Origin of the sequence: Streptosporangium sp. NPDC051023 (assembly GCF_040689595.1) — a bacterium.
Taxonomy (GTDB): domain Bacteria; phylum Actinomycetota; class Actinomycetes; order Streptosporangiales; family Streptosporangiaceae; genus Streptosporangium.
On record NZ_JBFBCE010000041.1, the window covers coordinates 17,578 to 41,455 of the forward strand.

General features: G+C 73.0%; 8 protein-coding genes. All 8 read right to left on the reverse strand.

Features of this window, described 5'->3' with window-relative positions; genetic code table 11:
- Nucleotides 1–84 precede the first annotated feature (84 nt).
- The 8 genes from AB0395_RS25820 to AB0395_RS25855 all read right to left on the reverse strand — a co-directional run bounded on the left by AB0395_RS25820 (nt 85) and on the right by AB0395_RS25855 (nt 23,848).
- On the reverse strand, nt 85–1,302 hold the full coding sequence (locus AB0395_RS25820; RefSeq protein WP_366284855.1) for a beta-ketoacyl-[acyl-carrier-protein] synthase family protein: 1,218 nt from the start codon (nt 1,300–1,302) through the stop codon (nt 85–87).
- Between the two features lie 20 nt (nt 1,303–1,322).
- A complete protein-coding gene (locus AB0395_RS25825) occupies nt 1,323–1,580 on the reverse strand; it encodes an acyl carrier protein (RefSeq protein ID WP_366284767.1) in 258 nt (85 codons plus the stop codon).
- Between the two features lie 356 nt (nt 1,581–1,936).
- Nucleotides 1,937–3,163, reverse strand: a complete 1,227-nt coding sequence (locus tag AB0395_RS25830) for an MFS transporter (RefSeq protein WP_366284770.1) — start codon at nt 3,161–3,163, stop codon at nt 1,937–1,939.
- Entirely contained in the window at nt 3,156–4,586 is a 1,431-nt protein-coding gene (locus AB0395_RS25835; RefSeq protein ID WP_366284773.1) for a cysteate synthase, read from the reverse strand. The genes AB0395_RS25830 and AB0395_RS25835 overlap by 8 nt, the downstream gene beginning before the upstream one ends.
- Nucleotides 4,576–5,619 carry a 4-hydroxyphenylpyruvate dioxygenase gene (gene hppD / locus AB0395_RS25840; RefSeq protein WP_366284775.1) on the reverse strand — a complete coding sequence of 348 codons (1,044 nt, stop codon included), beginning with the start codon at nt 5,617–5,619 and terminating at the stop codon, nt 4,576–4,578. Before hppD ends, AB0395_RS25835 begins: the two co-directional genes overlap by 11 nt.
- 51 nt (nt 5,620–5,670) lie before the next feature.
- A complete protein-coding gene (locus AB0395_RS25845; RefSeq protein WP_366284778.1) occupies nt 5,671–5,877 on the reverse strand; it encodes an MbtH family protein in 207 nt (68 codons plus the stop codon).
- A 23-nt stretch (nt 5,878–5,900) separates the two neighbouring features.
- A complete protein-coding gene (locus tag AB0395_RS25850; protein WP_366284779.1) occupies nt 5,901–20,684 on the reverse strand; it encodes an amino acid adenylation domain-containing protein in 14,784 nt (4,927 codons plus the stop codon).
- A complete protein-coding gene (locus tag AB0395_RS25855; protein WP_366284781.1) occupies nt 20,681–23,848 on the reverse strand; it encodes an amino acid adenylation domain-containing protein in 3,168 nt (1,055 codons plus the stop codon). The genes AB0395_RS25850 and AB0395_RS25855 overlap by 4 nt, the downstream gene beginning before the upstream one ends.
- Between the last annotated feature and the right edge of the window lie 30 nt (nt 23,849–23,878).

A 23,878-nucleotide genomic window follows, 5' to 3' on the forward strand; every position in this document is an offset into this window, starting at 1 on the left:
GAACCCACGAAGGCCGTACCATAAATCCTGATCATCGATGGCCCGGGAGCGGGGCTCCCGGGCCGACGCGCCTTCCGTGCTCCATCAGACACCTGTGAAGATAAGAGAAGCGTTATGTCCCCCGAATCCGAATGAATTGCTGAGCACCCCGACAGGCCCGGCCCCGGGCAGCGGACGCGGCTCACCGCGGGCGACGTCTGCCACGATGGCGCTGTCGAGTTCGTCGAGGTTCGCCGTGGGGTGGATCATCCTGTCGTACAGGGTGCGGACGGCCACGACCGACGCGACGCCCCCGGCTCCCCCGAGAAGATGCCCCGTCATCGACTTGGTCGCGGTCAGCACGGGGTGGTCGCCGAGGACCTTGCGGATCGCGGTGACCTCCATGACGTCCCCCGCGGGGGTCGAGGTGGCGTGCGCGTTCACGTGCACCACGTCGGAGGGCGACAGGTCCGCGTCGGCGATCGCCCTGCGCATCGACAGCACCGCCCCCTCGCCGGAGGGGTTCGGCTTGGCGATGTGGTAGGCGTCGCCCGAGCATCCAGCTCCCGCGGCCTCGGCGTAGACACGGATACCACGCGCCCGCGCGTGCTCCTCCGCCTCCAGCACGACGATCCCGGCTCCCTCACCGAGCACGAACCCGTCCCTCTCCTTGTCGAAGGGTCGGGACGCGCGCGCCGGATCGTCGTTGCGGGTCGACAGCGCGTGCATCGCCGCGAACGCCACCAGGGTCAGCGGATGGATCACCGCCTCCGTCCCGCCCGCCAGGATGACGTCGGCCCTGCCCAGCCGGATCATGTCGATCCCGTAGGCGACGGCGTCCGCGCCGGACGCGCAGGCGCTCACCATCCCGTGGACTCCCGCCATCGCCCGAAACTCAAGCCCGATCCATCCGGCGGGGCCGTTCGGCATGAGCTTGGGCACCGTGAGCGGCGAGACGCTCTGCCAGCCGTTCTCACGGTAGGAGTCATAGGCGGAGATCGTCGTCATGACACCGCCGATGCCGCTGGCGACGACCACGCCGAGGCGTTCCGGATCGACCCCGCCCTCCCCGAGCCCGGCGTCCGCCCACGCTTCGCGAGCGGCGACGAGCCCGAACTGCTCGCACCGGTCCAGCCTGCGGACCTCGATGCGGGAGAGCGTCTCGGCCGGGTCGACGGCGGCCTTGGCGGCGATGGTCACCGGCGAGTCGGTCACCCACCCGCCGCCGAGGCCGCTCACGCCGGAACGGCCTTCGAGGAGTGCCGACCAGGTGGTGGCGACGTCTCCGCCGACCGGAGTGGTCGCCCCGAGCCCGGTGACCATCACACGCCGGCGACCGCCCCTCACCGCGCGACCTCTTGCTCCTGCTGGATGTAGGCGACGATGTCCTTGACCGTCGACAGCTCCCTGAGCCGCTCGTCGGGGATCTCGATGCCGAACTTGGAATGCGCCTCGACAAGGATCTCCGCCATGGCCAGCGAGTCGATGTCGAGGTCCTGGACGAAGCGCTTGTCCAGCGTGACCTCCGCGGCGGGGATGTCGGTCACCTCATAGACGATCATTCCGAGGGCGCCGACGATCTCCTGCTCGGTGAGAGACATGTGTTTTTCCTTTCGGGAAGGCCGGGGGATTTCCCCGGCTCCGGGGGTGTGAAGGCAGGCCGCGACCGGTCGCGCGGCCTTCCCGACAGGGAGTGGGCGGATTCAGCCCGCACGGCGCGCCGTGAGGGCGGGTTTCCTGAAAACATTCCTTCGCCGCGGGCACGGCGCGTTCTTCTGGGCACGGAGGCCGTCTTCTCCGAAGAATGCGTACGGCGGCTCCAGCGGCCGGTTTCCCGCACGCCGCGACGACTCCCGCGGATGTACCGTCATTCAGGAGAAGCGGAGAAAACGCCTCGGGCGATTCCACGGCCGAGGAAAAGCGGCGCGTCCGCGCACCGGCCTCACCGGTCCCCCCTTCACGTGACATCGGGGGCTCGCGTCATGCGCCGGACCGACGGGATCAGCAACAGGCACAGGCAGCTCGCCGCGGCCAGGGCGGAGGCCAGGTACAGGACCTCGCGCAGGCCGGTGAGCATCGTCAGCGGGCCGACCAGCATCCTGCCGAGCGGAATGCTGATCATCGAACCGGCGACGTCGTACGCGGCGACCCGGCTCAGCGCGTCCGCGGGCACCCGCGTCTGCACGGTCGTCGCCCACATGACGCTCCAGAAGGCGAAGCCGGTGCCGCCGCCGACGGCGGCCAGAACCAGCACGGGCAGTGACATCCCCGCCGCCACGGTGAAGGGCACCGGGACGAACAACAGCAGGCCCGCCGCGCCGACGGCCAGGGGCCGCGCCGGTTTGAGCCACAGGCCGAGCAGCCCGCCGATGATCATTCCGCCGCCGAAGGCGGAGGTGGTCACGCCGTACCCCACGGGACCGTGCAGGGACGTCACGAGGTCCGTGCTGATCGTCATGAAGGGCCCGAAGACCAGCAGGCCGAACAGCGTCCACACCAGCAGGACGCTCCAGAGCCAGGTGCGGGACCGGAACTCCTGCCAGCCCTCGCGCAGTTCGCGCAGCAGTGTGGCGTGGGCGGCCGGGGCGTCGGCGCGGCCTCCGCGCACCGCGTACAGGCAGGCGGCGCTGACCGCGAAGGTCACCGCGTTGACGGTGAAGACCGCGCTCACCCCGATGGCGACGGTCAGCGCGCCGGCCAGGCTGGGACCCGCGAGCGTGGTGACGGCCTGCGACAGGCGCAGGGCCGCGTTCGACCGCTGGACGTCCCCGGCCAGCTGCGGCACGATGGCGGTCGCCCCCGGCTGGAACAGGCCGCCCGCGCAGCCGCTCATGGTCGACAGCGCCACGATCAGCATCAGGTCGGGCGTCCTGACGGCGAACAGGCTCGCCATCACGATCTGGAGGACCACTCTGACCGTGTCGGAGCCGATCATCACCCGGCGCGGGGTGTGCCGGTGAGCGAGCACCCCTCCGAAGGGCAGCGTCAGCGCCATCGCGCCGAGCTGGGCGCCCAGCACATAGCCGATGCCGCCCACCCCGTGACCGGCCTTCAGCACGGCGAGCGACAGCGTGATCGGAACCATCGCCCCGCCGGACAGGGACACGGTGCGCCCGACGAAGTAGAGCGTGAAGTCCCGTGTCCAGAGTCCGGAGGGCCGGACCTCCTGTACGACCTCAGACACGGGCCGCTCGCACGACGCCGTCGGCCGAGGGGAAGAGCGCGCCGATCCGGCCGGGGGTCTCCGGCGAGCCGAGTTCCTCGCGCCCGAGGCGCAGAGTCGGCTCGACCCGCCGCAGCAGACGCGCGCGGGCGGGGTGCGCCCGCCCGCCACCGGTGATGTTGAGCAGCACGGAGGCGCCCGAGGACACCTCACCGCCCGCGACGGCTTCACGCAGGCAGGCGAGCGCGACCGAGGCCGCAGGCTCGATGTCGATCCCCTCCGTCTCCAGGAAGAGCTCCGCCGCCGCGCGCGCCGAGGCGTGGTCCGCGACCAGGACGCGCCCTCCGCTCTCCGCCAGCGCGTCCCTGATCCCGCCGCGCACGAAGTAGGGCGGGTTCCTGTTGGTGAGCTCGTCGGCGTAGACGTCACGGGCCGCGTGCCCCCGGCCGACGGAACCGAACCTCCACAGATCCCTGACCGGGGCGTAGGAGGCGTTCTGGCACATGAGCAGGCGGGGCCGCGCCTGGCCGTACTCTCCCGAGGCGATCAGCCTGCCCGCCGCCTCGTGGACCGCTATCGCCCCGACCGCGCTGCCGACGGCCTGAACGTAGAACTCCGGCAGCCTGCCCATCGTCTCCGCCGCGGACAACAGGACCGTGGCGAGGCCGTCCCTCCTGGCGACGTTCCACGCGCCGCCGACGGCCTGGAACCCGGGCAGGCGGGAGACCCTCTCCCCCAGCCCGATCGCGTCGTCGTAGTCGCCGCCGGTCAGGGCGACGAGCCGTACGGCGGACGGAAGCTCCGTCTCCGAGGCGAGCCGGTGCAGGCCGCGTTCCGGCACGATGATCACGCACTCCCCGCCGGTCTGCGCGAAGACCGAGGCGAAGGCGGCGCCCGTATTGCCGACCGAGGGGATGACCAGGATCGGCGGCCTGTCCGGCAGCCTGCCCAGGACGGTGTACGCCTCGAGTTCCTTGAACGTGGCGCTGCGCAGGTGGGCGCCGCGTTCGGGCCAGTATCCGTTGAAGGCGATCCAGAGGTCGCGCAGTCCCAGCGCGCGCCCCAGGCGTTCGCCGCGGGACACGATGGTGCCGCCCGCCCCCGCGAGGGTCCGGGTGATGGGCAGCCACCTCCGATACCGGTAGAGGCCGTCGGAGTCGGGGCAGACCGTCAGCCTGCTCTCCTGGTATCCCGTGCGCAGGAAGGCGGCCGGGTGGTCCTCCCCACAGGTCAGGACCAGCCCGTCGTCAGCCGTCCGCCGATGGCAGACGGGACAGATCAGGGTGTAGTGCCGCTGCGGATGTCCCGGGGTCATGATGTCTTCCCCTCCGGTCGGGGCGAGCCCGCCCCGCCGGGCGGGCGGGCGGGCCCCCTCGGCCGGTCGCGCGGCGTCCTGCGGGCGGGGGCGCTCCTCGGTGGACACCCCGCGAGCCTCATCTCGCATCGTGGTCCTGTGCCCGTTCCCGCTCGACCGCGGTGTAGAGCGCCTTGATGTTGCCGCTGCCGAAGGTGAGCGCCCCCGCCCGTTCGATGACCTCGAAGAAGAGCGTCCCCCGCTCGTGGACGGACCGGGTGAAGATCTGGAAGAGCTGGCCCGAGTGGTCGGCGTCCACGAGGATGCCCAGTTCGCGCAGCTCCACGAGCGGGTGCCGGTCGAGCGTCAGCCGCTCGCCGACCAGGTCGTAGTAGGTCTCGGGGGTCTTGAGGAACCCGACCCCCCGCGAACCCAGCGCGCGGACGCTGCCGACGATGTCGTCGGAGGTGAAGGCGATGTGCTGCACGCCGCCTCCGCCGTGTCTGGCGAGGAAGTCGTCGATCTGGCCCGGCTCGTGGCCGAGGTCGGGCTCCATCATCGTCAGGGTCACCGTGCCGGAGCGGCTCTGCACCACCTGGGAGTTCATCGCCTGGTCGCCGACGACGACGTGCTCCTCGAAGATCATCTCGAAATCCAGGACCCGTTCGTAGAACTCGACCGCGGGCTTGAGGGAGTCGGGGGGCACGCAGACCGCGAAGTGGTCGATCTCCCGCAGCCCGGTGTCCGCCCGGCCGCCCCGCGTATCGGCCGCGGTGAGGCCGGGAAGGGCCCAGGGGTCCATGGTGTCCGGGCGCCGCACGAAGGTGTGGGTGACGCCGCCGAACCCGCCGATCGTCGCGGTGACGATCCCGTCCCGCTCGACCGGCGGGGCGACCGCCTCCGCTCCCCTGCCGACGGCTTCGGCGAACGCGGCGGCCGCGTCGTCGACCCGCACGGCGATGTCGGCGACCCCGTCGCCGTGTTCGCGCACGTAGCCCGGGTCCTCGGCCAGGAGCAGCCTGATCCGGCCGCCGCCGAGCGCCGCGCACGCCGTCCCCTCCGCGTGAACGGCGAACCCGTAGCCGTCGGTGAAACCGGAGACCGCTGTGCCCAGGTCTCCGACGGCGAACCTGACATGGTCTAGCTGAAGCTCAGTGAACGCGTCCGACCGATCTCGTCGCATGACGGTGCTCCCCAGTTAGGACTTGCCGCGCGGGCACGCGCCCAGCCCGGCTCATGGCTGAACGTCGATCAGGCTCTTGGGCCGCATGTCGGTCCACAGCTCGGTGACACGGTCCAGGCAGGCCTGCCGCCCGTCGGGGCCGTGCGCGACCGTCCAGCCCGCGGGGACCTCGGCGAACTCCGGCCACAGCGAGTACTGGCCCTCGTCGTTGACGAGCACGAGGTAGGAACCGTTTTCTTCCTCGAACGGATTGGACAAGGAACGTCACTTCCTCTCTGATGTCACTGATCTGATGTCACCGATGCGACAGGTGCCGTGGGTGTCGCCGCCGGATCCGTCTCCGGCGTGTCCGCCTCCGCCTCCGCCAGCTCGGCGGCGACGATGGCGGAGACGACCTCGAGCGGCCCGGGAAGCGTCATCTCGTGGTGCGCGCACGCGACCTCGTGGGTCAGGACCGGCCGGGTGGTGTGCGGCGTCCACGCCTTGGCGGCCTCCGCCTGCCCGCGCCCGGCCGCGGCGGCCACATGCACGAGCCGCCCGTCGAAGAGTCCCGGCCGGAACGCGTGCGCGGCCTGCACGCTCGCCCGGTAGACGGCGGCCACCGCCTCCAGCAGGTCCTCGTGCCCGCTCTGCCAGGTCAGGCCGCCCTCCCGCCACAGCGCGTCCGCGCCGAGGTCGGCCCCGAGGTCCGCGGCGGGGGGAGGCGGCTCGCCGTCGAGTGGGTAGGCGTCCAGCAGCGCCAGCAGTCCCACCGGCTCGCCCTCCTGCCGGAGCCGTACCGCGACCTCGTGCGCGACGATCCCTCCGACCGACCAGCCGAGCAGGTGGTACGGCCCGTGCGGCCGCACGGCGCGAATCCTCGCCACGTAGGCGTCGGCCATCTCCTCGACCGAGGAGGCGGGCCTGCCGCCGTCGATCCCCGGTGCCTGCAGCCCGTAGATCGGGCGCCCCTGCGGCAGGCTCCCGGCGAGCCCGGCGAAGCACCAGGACAGCCCTGCCGCGGGAGGCAGGCAGAACAGCGGTGGCGCCGTCCCCTCCGCCCTGATCGGGAAGACGGCGTCGATCTCTCCTTCCCGGATCTCGCCGCGCGGCGCCCGGGTTTCCTCGCCCAGCGCCGCCGCCAGCTCGGCCGGGCTCTGCGCCAGGAAGAGCGTCCTGAGCGCGAGCTCGGCGCCGAAGACCTCGCGGACGCGCGTCACCAGCCGCATCGCGAGCAGCGAGTGACCGCCCAGCTCGAAGAACCGGTCGTGCGGGCCGACCGGGGAGATCCCGAGGACCTCGGCGAACATCGCGCACAGCAGGGCCTCGCGCGGGCTCCCTGCCTCCCCTGGGGCGTGTCCGCGCGTGGCCTCCGGGGCGGGGAGTGCCCTGCGGTCCAGCTTTCCGCTGGGCGTCAGCGGCAGCGCGTCCAGCCGTACCAGCGTGCCGGGGACCATGTGGTGCGGTAGTTCCGCGGCCAGCCGCTCGCGTGTCCGCGCCACGTCGACGTCGGCTCCGGCGACCGGCACCACGTAGCCGACCAGGCGGCGGTCGCCGGGACGGTCCTCGCGGACCATGACCGCCGCGCTCGCCACGGCGGGCTCGCGCAGGAGCGCGGCCTCGACCTCGCCGGGCTCGACTCTGAAGCCGCGGAGCTTGATCTGCCGGTCCGCCCTGCCCGCGAAGTGCAGGTCGCCGGAAGCGTCCCAGCGTGCCAGGTCCCCGGTCCGGTACATCCGCTCGCCGGGCGCGCCGTACGGGTCGGCGACGAAACGCTGGGCGGTCAGCTCCGGGCGGCGCAGGTAGCCGCGGGCGAGTCCGGGCCCGGTGACGTACAGCTCTCCCACGGTGCCCGGCGGAACGGGCCGCAGGGCCGCGTCCAGCACGTAGACCCTGGCGCCTGAGACGGGTCTTCCGATCGGGTGGCCCGGTCCGGTCAGGGGGGCGCTCATCGCGGCGCACACCGTGGTCTCCGTCGGGCCGTACGCGTTGATCATCCTGCGGCCCCGTGACCACCGCTCCGCCGTCGTCGCAGGCACCGTCTCGCCCGCGACGGCCAGCGTGGTCACCGAGGCGAGAGCGGCGGGCTCGAGCAGGGCGAGCGCGCTGGGCGGCAACGTGACGTGCGTCACCTCGAACCGCTCGATCAGGGCGGTCAGCGGGAAGCCGGGCATCAGGTCCTCCGCGGGGGCGACCACCAGGGCCGCGCCCGCGAGCAGAGTCACGGCCAGCTCGGCGAAGGCGGCGTCGAAGCTCGGGGAGGCGAACTGCAGGACCCGGCTGTCCCGGGTGACGGCGAACCGCTCGATCTGCGACGCGACCAGGTCCGGCACGCCCGTGTGCGTCACGACCACGCCCCTCGGCCTGCCGGTCGACCCCGACGTGTAGATGACGTAGGCCGGATGCGAGGGCAGCAGCGGGCAGCGGCGGTCGGCGTCGGTCGGCGGGTACGCAGGACGGGCGCCGATGAGGTCCTCGGTCACAGGCTCGTCCAGCAGGACCGTGGCCGGCGGGAGCCTCAGGGCGGCCGCGGTCTCCCGGTCGGAGAGCACCAGGTCGGGGGCGGCGCCGTTCAGCATGCCCTGGATCCGCCGCGCCGGGTACTCGGGGTCGATCGGGAGGTAGGCGCCACCGGCCTTGAGCACGGCGAGGACCGCGACCGGCCAGTGGGCGGAACGGGGCAGTGCGATCGCGACGATCCGCTCCGGCCCGGCTCCCAGGCCGATCAGGTGGTGGGCGAGCCGGTTGGCGCGCGCGTCGAGCTCGGCGTAACTGAGCGTCAGGCCGTCGGAGATCAGAGCCGTGCCCTCGGGGCGGGCCGCGACCCCGGCCTCGAACAGCTCGGGCAGCGTCTCCTCTCCCGCCCGCGCCGACGGAGCCGGGTGGCGTGGGAGCAACCGCTCCAGCTCGTGGTCGCCGAGGAGCCGGATCTCCCCGATCCTGACCGCCGGGTCGGCCGCGACGGCCTCGACGAGGACGCGGAGCCGTTCCACGACGGCCTGGGCCGTACCTGCGTCGAACAGCTCGGTCGCGTAGACGAGGGCGGCCCGCAGGCCGTCGGGCCGCCCGTCGGGCGTGAACAGCTCGGTGAACCCGAACTCCAGGTCGAACTTGGCCGCCGAAGCGCTCGCCTGGAGGGGTTCGGCGCGCAGCGCGCCCATCTCGGCCCGCGCGGGCGCGGCGCGCTGCACCGCCAGCAGGACCTGGAACAGCGGGTGGCTGGACAGCGTGCGCTCCGGCTTGAGCGCCTCGACCAGATGCTCGAACGGCACGTCCTGGTTGGCGTACGCGGCCAGGGCCGTCTCACGGACCCGGACCAGCAGGTCGGCGAAGCCCGGGTCGCCCGAGGTGTCGACGGGCAGCGCCAGCGTGTTGGCGAAGAATCCGACGAGGTCCTCGGTCGCCTCGTCGGTACGGCCCGCGACGGGGCTTCCCACGACGATGTCCGTGCCGCCACCCAGCCTGGTGAGCAGGGCGGCCAGGGCGGCGTGCAGCACCATGAACACACTGGCGTCGTGCTCACGGGCCAGCGCGACGAGCCGCCGGTGTAGCTCGGCGCCGTAATCCAGGACGATCTCCGCACCGCGGTGGCTCGCCACGGCGGGCCTCGGCCGGTCCGCGGGCAGCGGCAGCTCGGGGGGCGCCGCGGCGAGCGCCGCCTTCCAGAACGCGAGCCCACGGGTGAGGAGGCTCTCCGGGTCGGCCGGATCGCCGAGCAGCTCGCGCTGCCACAGCGCGTAGTCGGCGTACTGCACCGGCAGCGGCCGCCAGCCGGGGGCCGAGCCCGCGGCCCTGGCCAGGTAGGCGGTGGTCAGGTCCCGGTTGAGCGGCCCGAGCGACCACCCGTCCGCGGCGATGTGGTGGAACACGAGCACCAGCACGTGTTCCGACGGTGAGAGGGCCAGCAGCGTAGCGCGCACCGGCGGTTCTGAGGTGAGGTCGAAGCCCTTGGTGACGATCGCGGAGACCGCGTCGCGCAGGCCGTCCGCCTCGCACCCGACCATCTGCAGGTCAGGCCGGGCTCCTTCGAGGACCTCCTGGTACGGCTCGCCGTCCGCCTCGGGGAAGATCGTGCGCAGCGACTCGTGGCGGCCGGCCACGTCGCCGAGCGCGGCGGCGAGGGCTCCGTGGTCCAGCTCTCCCGTCAGGCGCGTGACCAACGGCAGGTTGTAGGCGGCGCCGTCCGGGTCGAGCCGGTTCAGGAACCACAGCCGGCGCTGGCCGAAGGACAGCGGCACCCGCGCGGGCCGCTCGCGACGGCGCAGCACGGCCTGTGCCGTTCCGGCCATGTCCAGTGTCGCCAGCAGCCCGTTGGCGGTGGGCGACTCGAACACGGCGCGGACGCTCAGCTCCGCGCCGAAGGCGGTCCTGACCCTGCTCACGAGCCGCATGGCCAGCAGCGAGTGGCCGCCCAGCTCGAAGAAGTCATCGTCGGGGTCCGCGTCGGGAACGTCGAGGACCGCGGCGAACAGGCCGCACATGAGGTCCTGCTGCGGGGTCCGCGTCCTGCGCGGCCCCGCCTCACCGCCGGGCAGGCCCCACGTCTCCTCTCCGGCAAGCGGTCCCGTCTCATCGCCGGGCAGCGGCCGTGTCCTCCCGCCGAAGGAGGGCGCGGGCAGGGCGTCGCGGTCCAGTTTCCCGTTCGGGGTCAGCGGGAGCGCGCCGAGCGGCACGACCGCGCTCGGCACCAGGTGTTCCGGCAGCGTGCGGGAGAGCCTGCGGCGCAGGGCCGCCGGGTCCGTCTCCGTCCCGGGGTCGGGCACCACGTATCCGACCAGCCGCGGCTCACCCGCCCCGTCGTCCCCGCGGACCGTGACCACGGCCTGCGCCACGCCGGGGCAGGCGGCGAGGGCGGCCTCGACCTCTCCCGGCTCGATGCGGAACCCGCGGATCTTCACCTGCTGGTCGGCCCTGCCCAGGTAGTCCAGGTTCCCGTCGCGGCGCCACCTCGCCAGGTCGCCGGTCCGGTACATGCGTGCCCCCGGTGGACCGAACGGGTCCGCGACGAACCGCTCCGCGGTCCGCGCGGGGCGGTTCAGGTATCCGCGCGCGAGCCCTTCACCCGCCAGGTACAACTCGCCGCGGACCCCGGCGGGCACCGGGCGCAGGTTCGCGTCCAGGACGTAGGTCCTGGTGTTCGGCAGCGGCCTGCCGATCGGCGGCGCCGCCACCACCGTCTCCCCCGAGGAGAACCAGGCGGTCGCGTACACCGTGGCCTCGGTCGGGCCGTAGATGTTGGCGAGACGTCCGCCGGGAAGCCAGGCGCCCACCTTGGCGGCCACCTGCCCGGACAGGGCCTCTCCCGCCAGCACCACGGTGCCGTCGAGGACGGTGTCCGGACGTGCCCCGGAGGCGAGCGTCGCGAGGACGGAGGGAACCCCGCTGAGGAGCGTGCCGGACCACGGCCTGTCGGCCAGTGCGAGGGCGTCCTCGACCAGGTCGATCCGGCCGCCCGCGAGCAGCGGGGCGAAGATCTCGAAGACCGAGACGTCGAAGCTGAAGGAGGTCGAGGCGAGCACCCGGGCGAGGCCGTCCCCGCCGAAGGTGTCCAGTGCCCACCTGACCAGGTTCAGCATGCCGCGCCGAGAGACCACGACCCCCTTCGGGGTGCCCGTCGACCCGGACGTGTAGATCGTGTAGGCGGCGTTGAGCGGGTTGAGGCCGTCGGCGACGACGTCGTGGGACGGCTGGGCGGTCACGGCCGCGGCGACCTCGGGATCGTCCAGGTCCACCTCCGGCACGGCGACGACCGCGGAACCGTCCAGGCCCCTCGGCACGGCGATGGCCACGGAACCGTCCAGGTCCCTCGGCGCGACGACGGCCGCGGAACCGTCCGGGGCCGCCTTTTCCACCGTCCTCTCCCCCGTCGTGCCGCCGCCGTGGGTGAGCAGCAGGACAGGGCGTGCGTCCGCCAGCACCCAGGCGATCCGGTCCGCGGGGTTGCGCGGGTCGATCGGCAGGTACCCGGCGCCGGTCTTCAGCACCGCCAGCAGGGCGACCACCGTCTCCGCGGTGCGCGGCAGCGCGAGAGCGACGCACGTCTCAGGTCCGGCGCCGAGCCCGGCGAGGTGGCGGGCCAGCCGGTTGGCGCGCGCGTTCAGCTCCGCGTAGGTCAGCTCCCGCCCGTCGCAGCCGACGGCGACCGAGCCGGGGGTCTCGGCGGCCCGCGCGGCGAAGAGGTCGGCGTAGTCCCACTCGGGGATCTCCGCGGCGGCGCCGTACCCCAGCGCCAGCAGGTTAAGCCGCTCAGGCCCGTCCAGGATCTCGGCGTCGGCGACGGGCCGTTCCGGGTCGGCGGTGACCTGCTCGAGCAGACGGCGCAGCCTGGCCGCCAGCTCGGCGGCGGTCGCGTGCTCGAACAGGTCGCGGCTGTACTCCAGGCGTCCGCGCAGCCCGGCGGGACGGCCGCTCGCGTCGAACCGCTCCCTGAGGTGGAAGGCGAGGTCGAACTTGGCGGTTCCCGTCCCGATTCCCGGGAAGCTCGCCCGCAGTCCGGGCAGCTCGACGACGGCGTCGAGCCCGGAATTGGGATCGGCGGCCATCTCCTGGCTGGCCTGCAGGGCGAGCATGACCTGGAACAGCGGGTGCCGCGCCAGGGATCGCGGCGGGTTCAACTCCTCGACGATCCGTTCGAACGGCACGTCCTGGTGGGAGTAGGCCGCCAGGTCGGCCTCACGTGTCCGCTCGAGCAGTTCCGCGAAGCTCGGGGCGCCCGAAGTGTCGGTCCGCAGCACGATGGTGTTGACGAAGAAGCCGACCAGGCCGTCGAGCGCCTGGTCGGTACGGCCCGCGACCGGGCTGCCGATGGGGATGTCCGTACCGGCGCCCAGGCGGGTGAGGAGGGCGGCGAGTCCCGCCTGCAGGACCATAAAGACGCTCGCGCGGTGACGGGCCGCCAGCCCGGCCATGCGGGCGTGCAGGTCGGTGCCGAGGTCGAGGACGACCTCTCCGCCCAGGTATCCGGCCGACGCCGGGCGTGGCCTGTCGGCGGGCAGGGCCAGCTCGTCGGGGGCGCCGGACAGCGTCTCGCGCCAGAACTCCAGCTGTCGGGAGATCCGGCTGAGCGGGTCGCCCTCGTCGCCGAGCACCTCGCGCTGCCACAGCGCGTAGTCGGCGTACTGCACGGGCAGCGGGGCGAAGCCCGGCTCCCGTCCGGCGAGCCTGGCCTCGTAGGCGGTGCACAGGTCCCTGGCCAGGGGGGTCATCGACCAGCCGTCCCCGGCGATGTGATGCAGGACGAGCATCAGGACGTGCCGGTCCGCGGAAAGGGCGAACAGGCGGGCCCGAAGCGGGGGCTCCTCCTCCAGATCGAACCCGAGGGTCGCTTCCCCGGCCAGTGCGGCGGGCAGGTCCGCGGCGGTGACCGGCGTCACGGGAAGCGGCGTCGCCTGGCTCCCCGGTTCGAGCACGATCTGGCACGGCTCGCCGTCGGCATCGCGGAAGACGGTGCGCAGGCTTTCGTGCCGCTCGGCGACGTCGCCGAGCGCCGCCTCGAGCGCCGCCCGGTCCAGGTCGCCCTCCAGGTCGATGACGACCGGGATGTTGTAGGTGCCCGTCCGCCCCTCGAATCGGTGCAGGAACCAGAGCCTGCGCTGCGCGTAGGACAGCGGGACGGGGCCGGACCTCGGTCTCGGGGTCAGCGGGAGGTGCGCGTCGGCGGCGGCCGACTCCAGCCGCGCGTCCAGGTCGGCGACGGTCGGCGCCCTGAAGACCACGTCGACCGCGACGTCGAGTCTGAGCGTCTCGCGGAGCCGGTTCACCAGGCGCGTCGCGAGCAGCGAGTGACCGCCGAGGTCGAAGAAGTTGTCGTCGAGGCCGACCCTGGGCAGTCCGAGCACCTCGGCGAACAGTCCGCACAGGAGTTCCTCCCTGGGCGTCCTCGGTGGTCTGCTCGCCGCCGCCGGGCCGAACTCGGGGGCGGGCAGCGCGTCGCGGTCCAGTTTTCCGTTCGGGGTCACCGGGAGGGAGCCCAGGATCACGAACGCCGCCGGAACCATGTAGTCGGGTATCCGCTGGACGAGATGGCCGCGCAGCCGGGCGACGAGCCGGGCGTCCGCGCGGAAGGCACCGGGGTTGTTCGCGTGGTCGCGGGCGGGCCGGTCACCCGGCAGATAGACGCCGCTGTCGGGTTCCGGCCCCGTGAAGAGGAGCAGGTCGAGCTCGCCGTCCTCGCCCGTGTCCGACCAGGTCACCGCCGTCCGGTAGCCCAGGGCACGGCCGAGCTCGGCCGCGGCCTCCGGCGTGACCCCCTCGCCGAGCCTCCCGTTCGGCACGTGGCCGACCCTGACCAGTTCGGGACGGAGCGCGGCCAGGCGCTCCGCCAGGGCGGCCTCGTCGGCGACGTCGGCCCCCCAGCGCCACAGCGGTGCCCGCTCCGCGCCGACCAGCGCGCCGGCCTGCGCGGTGCGCAGGATGACGTCGTAGCGGTAGCGGCTCAGCTCGTTGTCGTACGAGCCGGGCTTGACCCGCAGGTCAACCCCCGTGAACCCGGGGAGGGCCGTGAAGAAGTCGGGGTCGAGGAGGAGTTCCTTCTCGCGCCGCACGCGCTGGCTGACCGTCTGGGCCAGCCTGGCGGGGTCGGTCTCGCCGTCCGCGGCGAGGACGATCTCGGTGTGCAGGCGGCGCAGCAGCCGCAGGTTGCGCACGTCGCCCACGTACACGCTGCCGCCCGGCGCGAGCAGCCCTGTCGCCGCGGCCAGCACCCGGGTGAGGTAGCCGGCGTCGGGGAAGTACTGCGTGACGGAGTTGACGACGATCGTGTCGAAGTGGCCTGTGGGGAGCCCGGCGACGACGTCCGCCGGCTGGGTCAGCAGGGTGACCTTCCCCACCAGGCCGGACCGGGCGTTCACCTCAGCGGCCAGCGCGCCGACCGCCGCCGCGGAGAAGTCCGTGGCCCAGTAGGCCTCGCATTCGGGCGCCAGGTGCGCCAGGATCAGCCCGCTGCCCGCGCCGATCTCCAGGACCCTGCGCGGCCGCAGGGAGCGGATGCCCTCGAGCGTCGCGTCCCGCCATCGGCGCATCTCGTCCAGGGGGATGGGCCGACCGTCGATGCTGGAGTTCCAGCCGGAGAAGTCCTCGCCGAACTCGGCGGCGGGCGCCTGGCCGTACATCGTGTCGTAGATCTGCTCCCATTCCGCGACGTGTTCGCCGGTCTCCGCCGAGGCTTCCCCGGAGCCCTCATCCGCCGGGACCAGGTAGCCGATCAGCTGCCGTTCGCCCAGGTGGTCCTCGCGGGCGACCACGACCGCGTGGCCGACCCCGGGATGCGCGGCCATCGCGGCGGCCACCTCTCCCGGTTCGATCCGGAATCCGCGGATCTTGATCTGGTCGTCCGCCCTGCCCGCGAACTCCAGCAGCCCGGCCCGGTTCCACCGGCCGAGGTCGCCGGTCCGGTACATCCGCTCGCCGGGCACGCCGTACGGGTCGGCGACGAAGCGCTCCGCGGTCAGGGCCGTCAGGCCGCGGTAGCCCCTGGCGATCCCGGCGCCGCCGACGTACACCTCGCCGATCACGCCGGGCGGGCACGGCCGCAGCCGCCCGTCCAGGACGTAGACCCTTCTGCCCGCCATCGGGCGCCCGAGCGGGACCGTCGCCATGCCCTGCGGGTGCGGGGCGCGCAGTTCGTGCCTGACCGCGCACAGCGTGATCTCGGTCGGCCCGTACAGGTGGCTGACCAGCGTTCCCGGCGCGTGCTCGAGCACCCTGGCGACCGCCTCGGGCGCCACGACGTCGCCGCCGGTCAGCACCTCGGCGAGCCCGGCCAGGCACTGCGGGATCTCCTCCGCGACCAGCCTGAACAGGCCTGCGGTGAAGTGCGCCGAGGTGATCCGCTCGTGCCGCAGGATCTCGGCGAGCGCGGCGGTGTCCACCCGGCCCGGCGGGGCCATCACGATCTCGCCGCCGGTCAGCAGAGGCGCCCAGATCTCGTAGTCGGAGATGTCGAAGGCGTACGGCGCGTGCAGGAGCACCCGCCCGTGGTTGCCGTGGTGCCAGCCGGGGTCGGCGAGCAGGGTGAGTACGGCCTCGTGCGTGACGCCCACCCCCTTGGGGGTGCCGGTCGAGCCGGAGGTGTACATCGTGTAGGCGAGCCGCCCCGGCGCGACCTCGGGCAGGGCGGGCTCGGGACCGGCTCCCGGCGGACCCGCGGGAGCGACCTCGACGACCTCGACGCCGCCCGCGATCTCGTCGGCCCGGTGGCGCGTGGAGGGGTCGGCGAGCAGTACGGCGGCGCCCACGTCCGCCAGCAGGCCGCGCAGCCGTTCCGCCGGGTGCGCCTCGTGCAGAGGAACATAGCAGCCGCCCGCCTTGAGCACGGCCAGGATGGAGACGACCAGTTCGGCGGAGCGCTCCTGCAGGATCGCGACCGGGTCCTCCGCGCGCACCCCTCGCCGAATCAGGTCGCGGGCCAGCAGGTCGGAGCGCCGGTCGACCTCCCGGTACGTCAGCCGCCGCCCTCCCGCGCTCACCGCGTACGCGCCGGGGGCCGTCTCGGCCCGCCGCCTGAACGCCTCGTGCAGCGTCCCGTTTCGCGGCCCGTGCGGATGGTACGCTCCCCCGCCTCCTGAGGTCAGCCGCTCGCGCTCGTCGTCCGCGAGCGGTTCGAGCGTGCCGATGGGCTGGGCCGGGTCGGCCACGACCGCCTCGAACACCCGGACGAGCCCGCGTGCGACGTCCTGCGCGGTCTCGGCGTCGAAGAGGTCGGTGCTGTACTCGAGCACACCGGTCAGGCCCGCGGGGCCGCGCTCCTTCGTGAGGTGCTCGCGGAGGTTGAAGGCGAGGTCGAACTTGCTGGTGTCCGCCGACTCTGGCTCGACGACGACCTCCATTCCCTCACCGCCGACGACGGCCTCCGCGTTGTTCTGCAGGGCGGTGAAGACCTGGAACAGGGGGTGTCTCGCCAGTGACCGGGTCGGGCGCAGCTCCTCGACGAGCCGCTCGAACGGGACGTCCTGGTTGGCGTACGCGCCGAGCGCCGTCTCCCTGACCCTGGCCAGCAGGTCGACGAACCGGGGGTCGCCCGAGGTGTCGACGCGCGAGACCAGGGTGTTGACGAAGAAGCCGACGAGGTCGTTGAGCGCCTCGTCCCTGCGTCCCGCGACCGGGCTGCCCAGCGGCAGGTCGGTGCCCGCGCCCAGCCGCGTCAGCAGCGCGGCGACCGCGCTCTGCATGACCATGAAAAGCGTGACGCCGTTCTCACGGGCCAGCCGCAGCAGCAGCCGGTGCGTCTGCGCGTCGAGGGTGATCTCCGCGGTCGATCCGCGGAAGCTCGCCTGCGGGGGGCGCGGCCTGTCCGCCGGGAGCGCGAGCTCCTCCGGCGCCCCGGCCAGCGTGCGGCGCCAGTAGGCGAGCTGTTCGGCCAGCGGCGCGCCGGGATCGTCCTCGCCGCCGAGCATCTCACGCTGCCAGAGGGTGTAGTCGGCGTACTGGACGGCCAGCGGCGTCCAGGCGGGCGGCTCGCCCTGTTCCCGTGCCAGGTAGGCGGTGGCCAGGTCGCGGGCCAGCGGCGCGAGTGACCAGCCGTCGCCCGCGATGTGGTGCCAGATCAGCGCCAGCACGTGCTCCGAGGGCGAGATCTCCAGCAGCACCCCGCGGATCGGCAGGTCCACGGCGAGGTCGAAGGGCTGGGACGCGGCGTCCGCCACCGCCTCGGCGACGGCCCCCGCGTCCGGCCTCGCGACGGTGAGGACGTCGCCGACGGACTCCGGCGGGATGATCCGCTGGTACGGCTCTCCGTCCTGCTCGGGGAAGCAGGTCCGCAGCGACTCGTGCCTGACGACCACGTCGCGCAGCGCGGCGGCCAGCGCGTCCCTGTCGAGGTCGCCCCTGATCCGCAGGGCGCGCACCACGTTGTAGCTCGCGCCCGTCCGTGTCATCCGGCTGAGGAACCACAGGCGGCGCTGGGCGAAGGACAGCGGGACGAAGGCGGGGCGGGGCATGCGGCGCAGCTGCGCGCGCGTCCGCGTCGCCGACTCCAGCCTGGCGGCGATCCCGGCGGGGGACGCGTCGTCGAAGACGGCGCGCAGGGGAAGTTCGACCCCGAAGACCGACCTGATGCGGTTGGTCAGCCTGGTGGCGAGCAGCGAGTGCCCGCCGAGGGTGAAGAAGTCGTCGGTGACGCCGACGGACGGGAGGTCGAGAAGCTCGGCGAAGACGGAGCAGAGGATCTCCTCCTGCGGGGTGCGGGCCTCTCCCTCCGAGACTCGGGCCGCGTAGTCGGGCCTGGGCAGCGCCTTGCGGTCCAGCTTTCCGTTCGGGGTCAGCGGAAGCGCGGGCAGCACGACGACCACGGCGGGCACCATGACGGCCGGGAGCGCCTCCGCGAGCCGCTCGCGCAGCTCGGCGGGATCGGGGGCCGTGCCGGCTGTCGCCTCGACATAGCCGACGAGGCGCTGGTCACCGGCCTGGTCCTCACGCACGACCACGACCGCCCTGGCCACCTCGGGCCGGCGGGCCAGTGCCGCCTCGATCTCGCCGGGCTCGATGCGGTGGCCTCTGATCTTCACCTGGTCGTCGGCCCTGCCGAGGTATTCGAGCTGGTCGTCGTCGCGCCACCTGACCAGGTCCCCGGTCCGGTACATGCGGGCGCCCGGCCGCCCGAACGGGTCGGCGACGAATCGCTCCGCGCTCAGGCCCGGCCTTCCGAGGTAGCCCCTGGCCAGCAGGCCACCGCCGACATACAGCTCTCCGGCGACGCCGGGCGGTACGGGGCGCAGCCACCGGTCCAGGACGTAGACCGAGGTGTTCCAGTACGGCCTGCCGATCGGCACCGGTCCGGGCTCGAGCGCCGCTCCCGGCTCAATGCGGTGTTCGAGGCAGTTGACGGTCGTCTCGGTCGGCCCGTACGCGTTGATCACGGCCGTGCCGGGATGGCGTTCCCGCCAGGGCGCGATCGCCTCGGCGACGAGGGCCTCCCCGCCGACCATGAGCGTCCGCTCGGGGGAGACCCGCTCCGGCAGCGTGGCGAGCAGCGGCAGGTGGCTGGGCGTCACCTTCATGAAGGTCGGCCTGGGGCCCGTGATCGCGGCGGTCAGCTCGGCCGCCTGCACCCGGCCGCCGCTGAGGAGCGGCGGGTAGATGCTGGAGACGGAGGCGTCGAAGGCGACCGTGGCGTGCCAGGTCGTGGTGCCCCGCATGGCGGGGTAGGAGGCGCCGGCGTAGCGCGCGTACAGGCAGAGGGACCGGTGTTCGACCACCACGCCCTTCGGCGTCCCGGTCGAGCCCGAGGTGTAGATCACGTATGCCGGGTTCGCCGGATGCGGCACGGTCTCGTAGTCGGAGGCGTCCAGGTCGGCTGCGGACTCGCGGGCGACGTCGCGCTGGTCGACGGCGACGGCGCGGGCTCGCACGCTCTCCGGCAGGCGGCCGATCAGGTCGGCTGTGGTGAGCACGACCGCCGGGTCGGCGTCCGCCAGGATGAGGGAGATCCGCTCTGCCGGGTAGCCGGGGTCGACGGGCACGTAGGCGGCTCCCGCCTTCAGCACGGCCAGCAGCGTGACGACCAGGTCGGCGGAGCGGGGCATCGCGACGGCGACCAGGCGTTCACGCCGGGCGCCGAGCCGCAGGAGGTGGCGGGCCAGCCGGTTGGCGCGGGCGTTCAGCTCGGCGTAGGTCAGCTCGACCCCGCCGCCGGTCACCGCGATGCTGTCCGGGGCGCGCCGGACCTGCTCCTCGAAGAGGGCGGGGTAGGTCGTGTCCGGCAGCGGGACGGCCGCTCCCGTTCCCGCCTTGAGCAGGCGGGCGTGCTCGGTGGGGTCGAGGAGGTCGATGCGGCCGAGCGGCGACTCCGGGTGAACGGCGACCGTTTCGAGGAGGCGCGCGTAACTCCTGGCGATGCTGGACGCCGTGGCGGCGTCGAAACGGTCGCGGTTGTAGACGAGGGTCGCCTCGACACCGCGGGGCGCCCCGTCCTGCGCGAACCGCTCCCGCAGGTGCAGTTGCAGGTCGAACCTGGAGGTGACGGGGGCGACCTCACCGAACTCGATCCGCAGGCCGGGCAGTTCGGCGACGGGCTCGGCGTTGTTCTGTACGGCGAGCATCATCTGGAACAGCGGGTGGCGGTCGGCGGAGCGCGCCGGGTTCAGCTCCTCGACCAGGCGCTCGAACGGGAGGTCCTGGTTGGCGTAGGCGTCGAGCGCGCTGTGCCGTACCCGGCGCAGCAGTTCGAGAAAGGTCGGGTCCCCCTCGGTGCCGACCCGTACGACCAGGGTGTTGACGAAAAAGCCGACGAGGTCGTCGAGCGCCTCCTCGGTGCGGCCCGCGATCGGGGTGCCGATCGGAATGTCGGTGCCCGCGCCGAGCCGGGTGAGGAGCGCGGCCAGGCCCGCGTGCGCCACCATGAACAGGGTCGCCCCGTTCGCGGCGGCCAGGTCGGCGAGCGCCCGGTGCGGAGCCGTGCCGAGCGTGAAACGCACCTCCCCCGCGCGGCGTTCCCGCTCGTCCGCGTGGGCAGGCCGGTCGACCGTCAGGGAGAGCTCGTCGGGGACTCCCTCGAGTGCGTCCCGCCAGTGGGCGAGCTGCGCGGCGGCGAGACTGGCCGGGTCCTCCTTTTCTCCCAGGAGCTCGCGCTGCCAGAGCGTGTAGTCCGCGTACTGGACGGGGAGGGGTTCCCACCCGGGAGCCACGCCCTGGCTCCGCGCGTGGTAGGCCAGCGTCATGTCCCTGGCGAGCGGCGCCATCGACCAGCCGTCCGCGGCGATGTGGTGGAGCACGACGAGCAGTGCGTGGTCGGTGGCGCCGATCGCGAACAGGGTCGCTCGCAGCGGCGGCTCCGCGGTGACGTCGAACTCCTTCGCCGCCTCGGCCGCGACGGCCGCGTCCAACCCGGCCTCCCCGACCTCGACGACGGGGATGCCCGCGTGGGTGCCGGAGGCAGGCAGGACGCGCTGGCACGGGCCCTCCCCGGTGTCGGGGAAGATCGTGCGGAGCGACTCGTGCCGGTTCACCACGTCGGTGAGGGCGGCGGCGAGCGCGTCCCTGTCCAGTTCGCCGGAGAGCCGGATCAGGATGGGGATGTTGTAGGCGGCGCGCGTGCCCTCGATCTGGTTCATGAACCACAGGCGCCGCTGGGCGTAGGAGAGCGGGATCACGCGACCTCCTCGGCTGTGCGCGGACGCGGGCGCAACGCCGGTCGTGGCCGCGCGGTCTTCCCGCCCGCGGCCCGTATCGCCGTGTCGACCCCCGTCACCGTCGGGGCGTTGAAGAAGTCACGGATGTCCAGCTCGCTGCCCAGGGTTGCGCGCACCCGGCTCAGCAGCTTCGTGGCGAGGAGGGAGTCTCCGCCCATCGCGAAGAAGTCGTCGGTGACGCCGACCTCGTGACGGCCCAGCGTCTCCGCGAACAGCGCGCAGAGCCTCTCCTCCTCCGGGGTGCGCGGAAGGTCGCGCGCGGTGCCGGGGCGTGTCTCGGGCACGGGCAGCGCCCTGCGGTCCAGCTTGCCGTTCGGGTTCAGCGGGAGCTCGTCGAGCACCATGAACTCGGCGGGCACCATGTAGTCCGGCAGGATCCGCGCCACGTCGTCGCGGAGGGTGTCGATGTGCAGTTCCGCGCCGGGCAGCGGCAGGACATAGCCCACGAGCTGGACGCCGCCCGCGGCGTGGTCGTGGGCGAGCACCGCCGCCTTGGCCACGCCCGGCTGTGCGCCGAGCACGCTCTCGATCTCGCCGAGCTCGACCCGGAACCCGCGCACCTTGACCTGGTGGTCGGTGCGGCCCGCGTACTCGAGGTTGCCGTCGCCGCGCCTGCGCACCAGGTCACCGGTCCGGTACATCCTCGTTCCCGGTGGCCCGAAGGGATCGGCCACGAAGCGCTCCGCGGTGAGGTCGGGTCGGCCGAGGTAACCGCGCGCCAGGCCGTTTCCCGCGATGTACAGCTCTCCGAGTACGCCGTCGGGCACCGGGCGCAGCGCCTTGTCCAGGACGCGGAGCCGCGTGTTCGGCAGCGGCCGCCCGATCGGCGGAGCGACCACCTCCTCCTCCCCCGAGTACCAGGCAGCGCCGTAGACGGTCACCTCGGTCGGGCCGTACAGGTTGGCGATCCGGCAGCCCTTGACCCGCTCGCGCACCTGCGCGACGACGCCCAGGTCCAGCGCTTCACCGGTGAAGCCGAGGGTGTGCGTGTCGAGGCCGAAGGAGTCGTCCGCGGCCAGCGAGGAGAAGATCGAGGCGACGCTGGTGGCGAACGTTCCCTCCCATACGTGTTCCCGCAGGGTGAGCGGGCTGTCGAGCACCTCGACGCACCCTCCGGTGAGCAGCGGCGGGAAGATCTCCACGACGGAGGGGTCGAAGCTGAGCGAGATCGAGGCCAGCACGTGGCGGAGCGCCTCGGCGCCGAGGTCGCGGATCGCCCATGCCATCAGGTCCGCCATGCCCGCCCGGGTGATCACCACCCCTTTCGGCCTCCCGGTCGAGCCGGAGGTGTAGATCGCGTACGCGGGGTTGAGCGGGTTCCTGTCCGGGGTCGCGAGGTCGTCGGCGGAGCGTCCGGACGGCTCGGCCGCCGGCCGTCCGTCGTCGAGCGGCACCCGGGGGGCGCCGCCGGCCCCCGGTGGCAGGCCCTTCGCGTCCGCGGTGGTCAGGACCAGCACGGGTGCGGCCTCCTCGAGCATGAGCGCGATCCGCTCCGCGGGATAGTTGAGGTCGATGGGCAGGTAGGCGGCACCGGTCTTCAGTACGGCCAGCAGCGCGACCACCGTCTCCGACGACCTGGGCATCGCCAGTGCCACGAACCGCTCGGGGCCCGCGCCCATCGAGACGAGCCGCCGTGCCAGCCGGTCGGCCCGCTCGTTCAACTCCCGGTAGGAGAGCTCGACGTCGCCGTGGACGACGGCGACGGCGTGCGGGGTGCGTGCGGCCTGGGCCTCGAACAGATCCGCGACGTCGTCACACGGCACCTCCCGTGTCTCTCCCTCGCCCACGCGCAACACGTGGTCCCGTTCGGCGCCGCCGAGGACGGCGACCCGGCCCGCGGGCAGCGCGGGGTCGGCTCCGGCCAGCGAGGCGAGCACGTTCGCGAACCGGTCGCGGTGGGCGCGGAGCTCGTCCTGGCGGTAGAGCGCCGGGTTCGCGTCCAGGCAGATCCGCAACCCGGGGATGTCCGCGCCGCTGTAGCTGACGATGTTCAGGTCGTCGACCGGCCCGTTCGAGAGGATCTCAAGGGTGCCCCGATGCTCACCGAACCACAGTTCCGGCTGATAGGGCAGGACGTTCACCATCGGCCCGAACAGCCGCCCACCGGTCCCGAGGCGCAGATCACGGGCGAGGTCCTCGAAGCGGTAGCGCTGGTGCTTGAGCGCGGCCCGCATGCGAACCGAGGTCTGCCGCACGAGGTCCAGACAGCTCGCCGCCGGGTCGATCTCGATCCGGAGCGGGAGGATGTTCATCACCATGCCGGGGGTGCGCTTCATGTCGGGGCCGAACCTGCAGGAGGCGGGCAGGGCGAGCACGACCTCTCGGGTGTCCCGCATGTGCGCGAGGTAGAGCGCGGCGGCGGCGCACAGCACGGCGGACGTCGTCGTCCCCGCCCTGCGGGCGAGTTCGCGCAGGCCGTCGGCGATCGCGGGAGGGACGTCCGCGGTCTCCCGCAGGAAGGTCGGCGACGGCCTGGCCGTGCCGTCGGCGAAACTCACCACCTGGGGCCGGTCGGCGAACTGCGCCAGCCAGAAGGCGCGGTCCCGCTCGTGTTCCGCCGAGTCCCGATAGTCCCTGGCCGCGGCCGTCAGGCAGTCGGCGGGGCCGAACGGCTCGGTTTCGCCGCCTCCCGTCACGAGCTGCGTGTACCTCGCCGCTCCGCGCATGGCGACGAGCCCGGAGGAGTATCCGTCCATCACGATGTGGTGGCCGCGCGTGACCACGATGAAGTGGTCCTCGGCGAGCCTGAAGGCGGCCGTCGTGGCCAGGGGCTCGCCGGTGGTGAGCCGGATCGGGCGGCGCATCTCCTCACCGATCCAGGACATGACGGCGGCGCGCGGGTCCGGTTCCGAGCTGACGTCGGCGTGGTGGACCCCGCCGAAGCCGCGTTTCCGAATCTGCCGGGGGCCGTGCGAGCCGTCGGCGAACGCCACCTGAACGCTCTCGACCTCGAGCCAGACATCATGCATGACGTCCATGAGCAACGGCAGGTCGATGGCCCCGCGAATCTCGACGTACTGGGCGCCGCTGAACGCCGGATTCTCCGGGTCGAGCTGCTGAGAGAACCACATGCCCAATTGAGCTGCGGAAATATCGAGGAGATGCTCCGTATCCAAGTTTCTCATGATGGCTGGCTTTCATTCGTCAACAAACCG

What these genes read in the sequence shown, in the direction of transcription:
- hppD (WP_366284775.1), bottom strand. Translation starts at nt 5,619, where the DNA reads ATGCGACGAGATCGGTCGGACGCGTTCACTGAGCTTCAGCTAGACCAT.
- AB0395_RS25835 (WP_366284773.1), bottom strand. Translation starts at nt 4,586, where the DNA reads ATGCGAGATGAGGCTCGCGGGGTGTCCACCGAGGAGCGCCCCCGCCCG.
- AB0395_RS25820 (WP_366284855.1), bottom strand. Translation starts at nt 1,302, where the DNA reads ATGGTCACCGGGCTCGGGGCGACCACTCCGGTCGGCGGAGACGTCGCC.
- AB0395_RS25825 (WP_366284767.1), bottom strand. Translation starts at nt 1,580, where the DNA reads ATGTCTCTCACCGAGCAGGAGATCGTCGGCGCCCTCGGAATGATCGTC.
- AB0395_RS25855 (WP_366284781.1), bottom strand. Translation starts at nt 23,848, where the DNA reads ATGAGAAACTTGGATACGGAGCATCTCCTCGATATTTCCGCAGCTCAA.